At 67.4% G+C, this 6,608-nt stretch carries 6 protein-coding genes and 1 pseudogene; 4 read left to right on the top strand and 3 right to left on the bottom strand.

Annotated elements, in window-relative coordinates:
• From HR086_RS43525 to HR086_RS43515, 3 genes and pseudogenes are all read left to right on the top strand, one after another.
• A pseudogene (locus HR086_RS43525) lies at positions 1 to 913 on the top strand (HEAT repeat domain-containing protein); the annotation flags it as partial.
• A gap of 148 nt (positions 914 to 1,061) precedes the next feature.
• Complete coding sequence (locus tag HR086_RS49025; protein WP_174460467.1) at positions 1,062 to 2,189, top strand: AAA family ATPase; 1,128 nt, start codon at positions 1,062 to 1,064, stop codon at positions 2,187 to 2,189.
• An 11-nt stretch (positions 2,190 to 2,200) separates the two neighbouring features.
• Positions 2,201 to 2,806 carry a hypothetical protein gene (locus HR086_RS43515; RefSeq protein WP_174460364.1) on the top strand — a complete coding sequence of 202 codons (606 nt, stop codon included), beginning with the start codon at positions 2,201 to 2,203 and terminating at the stop codon, positions 2,804 to 2,806.
• On the opposite strand, the gene HR086_RS43510 is transcribed toward HR086_RS43515, so the two are convergent.
• From HR086_RS43510 to HR086_RS43500, 3 genes are all read right to left on the bottom strand, one after another.
• The gene (locus HR086_RS43510; protein ID WP_174460363.1) at positions 2,794 to 3,378 is read right to left on the bottom strand and encodes a hypothetical protein; all 585 of its coding nucleotides are present in this window, start codon (positions 3,376 to 3,378) and stop codon (positions 2,794 to 2,796) included. The genes HR086_RS43515 and HR086_RS43510 overlap by 13 nt on opposite strands.
• A 126-nt stretch (positions 3,379 to 3,504) precedes the next feature.
• Positions 3,505 to 3,990 carry a DUF2267 domain-containing protein gene (locus HR086_RS43505; RefSeq protein WP_141648609.1) on the bottom strand — a complete coding sequence of 162 codons (486 nt, stop codon included), beginning with the start codon at positions 3,988 to 3,990 and terminating at the stop codon, positions 3,505 to 3,507.
• Between the two features lie 115 nt (positions 3,991 to 4,105).
• On the bottom strand, positions 4,106 to 4,894 hold the full coding sequence (locus HR086_RS43500) for a DUF4190 domain-containing protein (protein WP_174468584.1): 789 nt from the start codon (positions 4,892 to 4,894) through the stop codon (positions 4,106 to 4,108).
• Between the two features lie 197 nt (positions 4,895 to 5,091).
• Here HR086_RS43500 and HR086_RS43495 point away from each other — a divergent pair, with 197 nt between their 5' ends.
• Positions 5,092 to 6,498, top strand: coding sequence for a pitrilysin family protein (locus HR086_RS43495; RefSeq protein WP_174456100.1), 1,407 nt, complete (start codon positions 5,092 to 5,094; stop codon positions 6,496 to 6,498).
• Positions 6,499 to 6,608: the final 110 nt, after the last annotated feature.

The following is a 6,608-nucleotide window of genomic DNA, read 5'->3' as shown; positions in this document are numbered from 1 at the left end:
GGTGGGGGATGCGACGCTGGAGGTCCTGCTCGGCGTGGTGGAGACGGAGACGCGGGAGCAGGAGTTGCTTCAGGCCCGGGAGCGACTGGCGGCGCTGTTCCGACTGCTGCCCACGAAGGCGGTGCTGGCGGCGCGGCGCGTGCGGCGGGTGGCGGCGGCTCAAGGCAGCGGGGTGGCGCAGGTGCTGGACGCGCTGGGGAGCGCGGGGACTCCGGAGGCACAGCGGGAGCTGGCCCGGCTGCTGGGGGAATCACGGCTGAGGGTGACGACACGGGCATTGGTGGCCACGGCGGCGGGGAAGGTGGCGCGGCCGTCGGCGGAGTTGACGCAAGCGCTGGCTCGGGCCGTGGGAGCGACGAAGGAAGGCGAGCTGAAGCGCGCGGTGGTGCTCGCGCTCGGTTCGGTGGCGAAGGGGTTGGAGCGCTCGGAGCCCGGACGTGCGCTCGGGGTGCTCGATGGGTTGATGGGGCGCTGCGAGACGAAGCGGCTGGATGTGGAGACGTGCTTGCGGGCGCTGGCGCGGACGGGCTCGGCGCGGGGGTTGGAGTATGCGCGCGCGGCGCTGGCTCACCGCTCGGCGGAGGTGCGCGTGGTGGCCACGGAGGCGCTGGGGGCGATGGCGGGTGCGGACGTGGATGTGTTGTTGGACACGGTGCTGCTGGAGGACCCGGAGGCACGGGTGCGCGTGCAGGCGGCGGTGATGATTTCGCGGCGTGTGGCTGGTCCGCACCTGCGCGCGGTGGCGCAGGTGTTGCGAGCGGAGCCCGAGCCCCAGGTCCGCGCCGAGGTGGTGCGGATGCTGGGGACACTGCTCACCGTGGAGCACCTGGCCGGTGAGCTCTTGCGCGACGTGGTCGCCCGCGATGACTCCGAGGACGTGAGACGTCTGGCTTCATCACTCCTCGCGGAGTAGGGCGTCTCTCGAGGAAGTGACGTGACAGGTTGTTTGTGATATGAGGACCTGGCGCATCAGTAGTGTCGCAACCTGGTCGGACTTTCACTCACCCGTTCACGGCACGGCAACCGCCCGCTCACGGGAGGACCCGGCCTAGACTGGCTTCATGATTCGGTCCATCACGCTCCAGAACTTCAAGAGTTTCGGCACTCTGCAGAGGGTTCCCCTGGAGCCCATCACCGTGCTGGTCGGTCCCAACAACTCGGGCAAGTCCAGCTTCATGACCGTGGGCCGGTTCGTGTCCAATCTGGTCGTCGGTCAGGGACAAGATGCCGTGATGCAGGAAGGAGACTCTCACTTCCTCTTCCATCGCCCATACATCCACGCTCCCAAGCACGGCGAAAACCTTGCCCTGGGCTGGGAGACGGATCTCGGGAGCACTTACATCCTTGAGCTATCACGATCATCCCGCGTCGGAGCCATTCCCTCCTTTGAGGAAATCAGCGCATCGGAAGCCGACCTGACCATTCGGTTCCGGTACCCCAACGACTTCATCGTCCGAGGAGTCCAGACCCAAAACTCCACTGGGGACCTCGCACCAGCTCTCAGATTCGTTGTCGCGGGCGAAGACAGAAGGATGCTGAGTTTCTGGCAGCCCCTCGCTCACTCACGGATGGTCAAGCTGTCGCTCCGGGCTCTGCGCGCGGACTCCGAGGTCGTCCCCGAGCCAAAACTCACTCCCGAGGGAGCAGGGCTCGCGGCGGTGCTTGGACTCTGGCGTGGCTCCCGCCCAGAGAAGGTCGAGGAACTGGAGTCCTTTCTCCAGAAGTGCCTCCCTGAAGTCCGCAATGCGCTCGTGCGCCCAGCGCCTACGCCCGGACACCAGCGCCTCTGGCTGCGTCAACGCGACGGAGAGGAGTTCGACGCCGAGCACCTCTCCGACGGTGTGCTCTGCTTCACCGCGCTCACCATGCACGCCATCGAGGCAGGCCCCGGACAAATCATCTTCATCGAGGAACCCGAGCACTCCATCCACCCACGTCGCCTGCGCGAGCTGGTGGACCTGCTCAAGGAACTCACCCTCGCGAAAAAGTGCCAGTTCGTCATCGCGACCCACTCCCCCGTGCTGCTCAATGCCTTCCGTGACGAGCCAGAGGCCATCGTCCTCTTCCGCCGCTCGGAAACAGGGACACGTGTGAACCGCCTTCAGGACATCCCCCTCCTGCGTGAAGCCCTGACAAGTGCGCCTCCAGGCGAACTGCTGGAGAGCGGTTTCTTCAACCAGGACTTCTAGGCCACCACGACATGCTCACTGTCGCCATCGCTAGCGAGAACGATGAGATGGACGCGGAGGTCTATCGCGTCCTTCTCGCCCGAATGCTCAGTGTCGAAGTCCAGCGCTGGTCCACCCAGATCAGCTTCCACGGCGGCGGATTCCGGCGGGTCCGCAAACTCTCGGAGGCATTCCTGGAAACCGCTGCCTCGAACGGTGTCAATCGCGCACTCGTAGCCGTCGACAACGACGGTGGGAGCAAAAAGTGCCCGGAGCATGAGCACTCCCACACGCCCGAACAGCACGGTGCCAAGGAGGACGACTGTCGGGTCTGCTGGCTCTCCCAGGCCGTCCCGCCATCCTGGAAGGGAACGTCTCACCGAGCATGCATCGTGGTGCCCATCCAGACGCTCGAAACCTGGTTGCTCCAGCTCCGCGGTGACGATTTCGGGGGACGGCCTCCCGAGACGCGCTACCACCGGTCTCAGCTCAAGAAGCAGTTCTACGGACATCCTCTCCCGCCCAATGCCCGCTGCACCCAACTGGCACTGGAGCAATTGGCGCGTCCCGATGCACTCGACCGCCTCCGCGAGCGCAAGAGCTTCCAGCACTTCGCCGCTCAGCTTCAGGACTGGTGAGGCGAGGGCACGCTCACGAAGCGCTCCAGCACCGCGTCGAGAGTCCCCGCCACCTGTGCCTCGTCGTACTTGAGCCCGGTGCCCAGGTCCTTCACGAGCGTGGTGATGACCCCTTCCACCGTGCGCATCGCCTGAAGGCGAGCCCGCCCCTCGGACAGACTGTGTACCTGACGACCCGAGAGGCTCGCTTGAGCCTTCGGTGGTCCCAGCTCCCGCACAACCTCGACGAGCACTCCCTGAAGAGAGCTCCGTCCCAGCTCCGCCTCCACCACCTGGAGCCGCTCTCGCAACAGCAGGGTGAACCGAGCCACCTCGTCCTCGAGCGTGGCCATGCGCACCCCGGCCTCCAGTGACCAGCGGGTGAAGCTCTCGGAATGAGGAACCCGCAGCTCCGAGAGCTGCCGGTCCAGGGACAACACGACCCGATAGCTGGGACCTGGTCCCGAGTCCTCGAAGTGAACCCGGACGACCTGTCCCCCCGAGCGCAGCCGCTCGCGGAGCATCCGCACGTGCGGGTCGTCGGCCACACCCTCCAGCGCTTGATGGATGAAGTGCCGCCAGCCCTGTCTCACGGAGCCACCCTGCCGCGCGTTCAGTTCCAGGTCAACGATGCCACCCCTGAATCCTCGGACACCCGAGCCTCAGCGTCGAGTGTCCGACCGGGTCCCTGTTCCATCACCGACGGTAGCTCCCACCCCTCATGCCTCCGGAACCCACAGCGCGCGCAGGTCCGCGGGGAGCTGGCCAATCACATCCTCGGCCTCTCCCTCGGAAATATGCGCTCGCACCGTGGCGAACACTGCGCGCGTGAGGCGCTCCGCTTCGTTCGGCGTTGTGTCCAGGTCGTCGGAGACCATCTGGAGGAACTCCAGCATCTTGAACTTGCGGGGAGGCAGGCCCTCGTGTCGCGGGCAGCGCTGCAACAAGTCCCTCACCTTCTGCGGCAACTGCGCCTCCAGGTGCTCCACCTCCTGGCCCATCAACCGCTGCTCCAGCGTGCAGAGCACCGACTCCGCGGCCCGCTCCGCGAGCGGACGGTCGACTCCCGCCTTCGCCTCCAGGTCCCTCAAGAAGAGCGTGTACGTCCGCGACGTCCTCGACTCGCGCCGCTTCGCTCGCAGCTCCTCCGTCGACGTGCTCGGGCGCTCGCCTGCCTCTGGTCGTCCCTCGTTTTCATTCGCCATGTCGTGGCCCTCCCCCTGTCCGGGTGTGGTGGCTGACTCCCACCCACTCACCGTGGACACCTCCCTCCCGGAAGGCACCACGCCCCCGCCGCGCGCCGGGGCGGCGGGCCGGCACTCAGGCGGGAAGCCGCTCCAGGAAGCCCTTCATGAGCGGCCCGAAGAGCAGCAACCACAGCACCGTGCCCCCGACCCCCAGCAGGATGCCCGCCACCGCCTGCCACCCCTTACCGATGGGAGGCCGCGCTCGCGAATCCACCTTCCGCAAGGCGATGAGGCCGAAGACCACCGCCACGGGCCCCAGCACCGGAAAGATGAACGTCGTGAACCCCAACGACAGCGCATGTCTCGCCATCGGGTTGTTGACTCGCAAATCCCACAAACGTCGCAGCTCCTTCTCCGACACGTCCACGCGGAAGAAGAGCCGGTTCCTCGTGTCGAGGAAGATTTGCAACGCGGTGACGAAAAGCAGGAACCCGCCCACGAGCAGCGCGGGGCCGAACATCGCCGCGCCCGCCACGCCCGCGACCACCGGCGTGAAGACCAGGGCCGTCCTCGCCCAGTGCTGTCCCAGGTAGAACGCCCCACCCACGACCGCGGCGCCGAGCAGCACCAGCGCCATGGGCCAGACGCCTTGCAACAAGGCCGTCAGCACGCCCGCGAGCACCGCCAGCGTCCCGACTCCCACCAGCCACGCATTCGTGTCGCGCCGCCCCCAGAGCTTCAGCCGGAAGGTCTCCAGGTAGTTCACTTCCGGGCGGAGGGAGCAGGCCGCGCAATACAGCACGCCCATCACCCACGTGGAGCACTCCTCACAGACGAAGCCGCCGCAGCGCTGACACGTCCCCCCCGCCTCCACCTCCGGGTGGAGAGCGCAGCGAGGCGTGACACCGACCAAGGAAACCATGCGCTCCAGTGTCTCATGGAGCGCCGCGCGCTTGGGACGCGAGTCAACGGACACCTCATCCCGCTCGGAGCCGGCCCTCAACAGTTGCCACCCGCCGCCCATTCCGCTTGTCATTCCTTGCCCACCCGGCGAGGGACGCGTGCTAAGCGCGAGAGGTGAGTCCCTGGCACGGAAGCCCCGGAGGAACCTTGTCCCGAATGAAGGCCCTCGTCGCCGCAGCCCTCGTCGTCTTCGGGCTCCCGGCACTCGCCCTCTCAGCACAAGAGGCGAAGCCGCTGGAGCCCGGTCGCGAAGCGGTCGCCATCCCCTACGAGAAGTACACGCTGCCCAACGGCTTGGAGGTCATCCTCTCCGTCGACCGCAAGCTGCCCGTCGTCTCCGTCAACGTCTGGTACCACGTCGGCGCCTACCACGAGCAGCCCGGCCGCACCGGCTTCGCCCACCTCTTCGAGCACATGATGTTCCAGGGCTCGCGCAACGTGGCCGATGACGTGCACATCTCCATGCTCGAACAGTTGGGCGCCACCGACCTCAACGGCACCACCAGCTTCGACCGCACCAACTACTTCGAGACGGTGCCCACCCACCACCTGGAGACCGCCCTCTGGCTGGAGAGCGACCGCATGGGCTTCCTGCTCGACGCGCTCTCCCCGGAGAAGCTCGCCACCCAGCGCGAGGTGGTGAAGAACGAGCGCCGCCAGGGCACCGAGACGGCCCCCTATGGCCTCGCCCGCGAGGCGTCCTGGCACGCGCTGTTCCCCCTGCCGCACCCGTACCACGGTGACGTCATCGGCTCGATGAAGGACCTGGACGCGGCCACGCCGGAGGACGTGAAGGACTTCTTCCGCAAGTGGTACGCGCCGTCCAACGCCACGCTCGCCGTCGTCGGTGACTTCGACGTGGCGAAGACGAAGGCCCTCATCGAGAAGTACTTCGGCTCGCTGCCCAGCCACCCCAAGCCGACGAAGCCCGAGGTCGCCTCGGTGAAGCTCGCGCAGCCCGTGGTCATCCGCCACGAGGAGCGCGTGGCCACGCTGCCCCTGCTGTCCATCCAGTGGCTGTCGCCCGGGTACTTCGAGGACGGGGACGCCACCGCGGACGTACTGGCCACGGCGCTCGGCACCGGCAAGGCCAGCCGCCTCTACCGCCGGCTGGTGTTGGACAAGCAGCTGGCCCAGAGCGTCAACGTCACCCAGCAGAGCCAGGGCGCGCAGTCGGTCTTCACGCTCGACGTGGTGGCCCGGCCCGGCGTCTCCACGGACGCGCTGCTCAAGGAAGTGGACGCGGTGCTGGAAGACATCCGTCGCAACGGCATCACCCCGGAGGAAATCCAGCGCGCCCGCACCCGCTATGACACGCGCACGCTGGCGGGCCTCCAGTCCATCGGCGGCTTCGGTGGCAAGGCGGACGTGCTGCAGAACTACAACCACTTCGTCGGTGAGCCCAGCTACGTGGCGCAGGACCTGGCGCGCTACGAGACGGTGACGCCCGAGTCCGTGAAGCTGTTCGCTCGCGACACGCTGCGCCCCGATGCCCGCGTCATCCTCCACGCCGTGCCTCCCGCCCGGAAGCAGGCACCCGTCGAACCGAAGGAGCGCCACTGATGCGCCGCCTCATCACCGCCCTCGTCGCCGTCTCGCTCGCGGGCTGCGCCAGCCAGCAGAAGCCCGCCTCCAGCGAGCCCCAGGGCACCACCGCCCCCCAGTCCCCGAAC

It is taken from the genome of Myxococcus sp. CA039A, assembly GCF_013336645.1.
GTDB lineage: Bacteria > Myxococcota > Myxococcia > Myxococcales > Myxococcaceae > Myxococcus > Myxococcus llanfairpwllgwyngyllgogerychwyrndrobwllllantysiliogogogochensis.
The sequence above is the reverse complement of the archived record's forward strand: the minus strand, read 5'-3'. Positions and strand labels throughout refer to the sequence as shown.

Coding starts and splice junctions, on each gene's coding strand:
- HR086_RS43505 (WP_141648609.1), bottom strand. CDS start 3,990: ATGGCGAATGAAAACGAGGGACGACCAGAGGCAGGCGAGCGCCCGAGC.
- HR086_RS43515 (WP_174460364.1), top strand. CDS start 2,201: ATGCTCACTGTCGCCATCGCTAGCGAGAACGATGAGATGGACGCGGAG.
- HR086_RS43500 (WP_174468584.1), bottom strand. CDS start 4,894: ATGGTTTCCTTGGTCGGTGTCACGCCTCGCTGCGCTCTCCACCCGGAG.
- HR086_RS43495 (WP_174456100.1), top strand. CDS start 5,092: ATGAAGGCCCTCGTCGCCGCAGCCCTCGTCGTCTTCGGGCTCCCGGCA.
- HR086_RS49025 (WP_174460467.1), top strand. CDS start 1,062: ATGATTCGGTCCATCACGCTCCAGAACTTCAAGAGTTTCGGCACTCTG.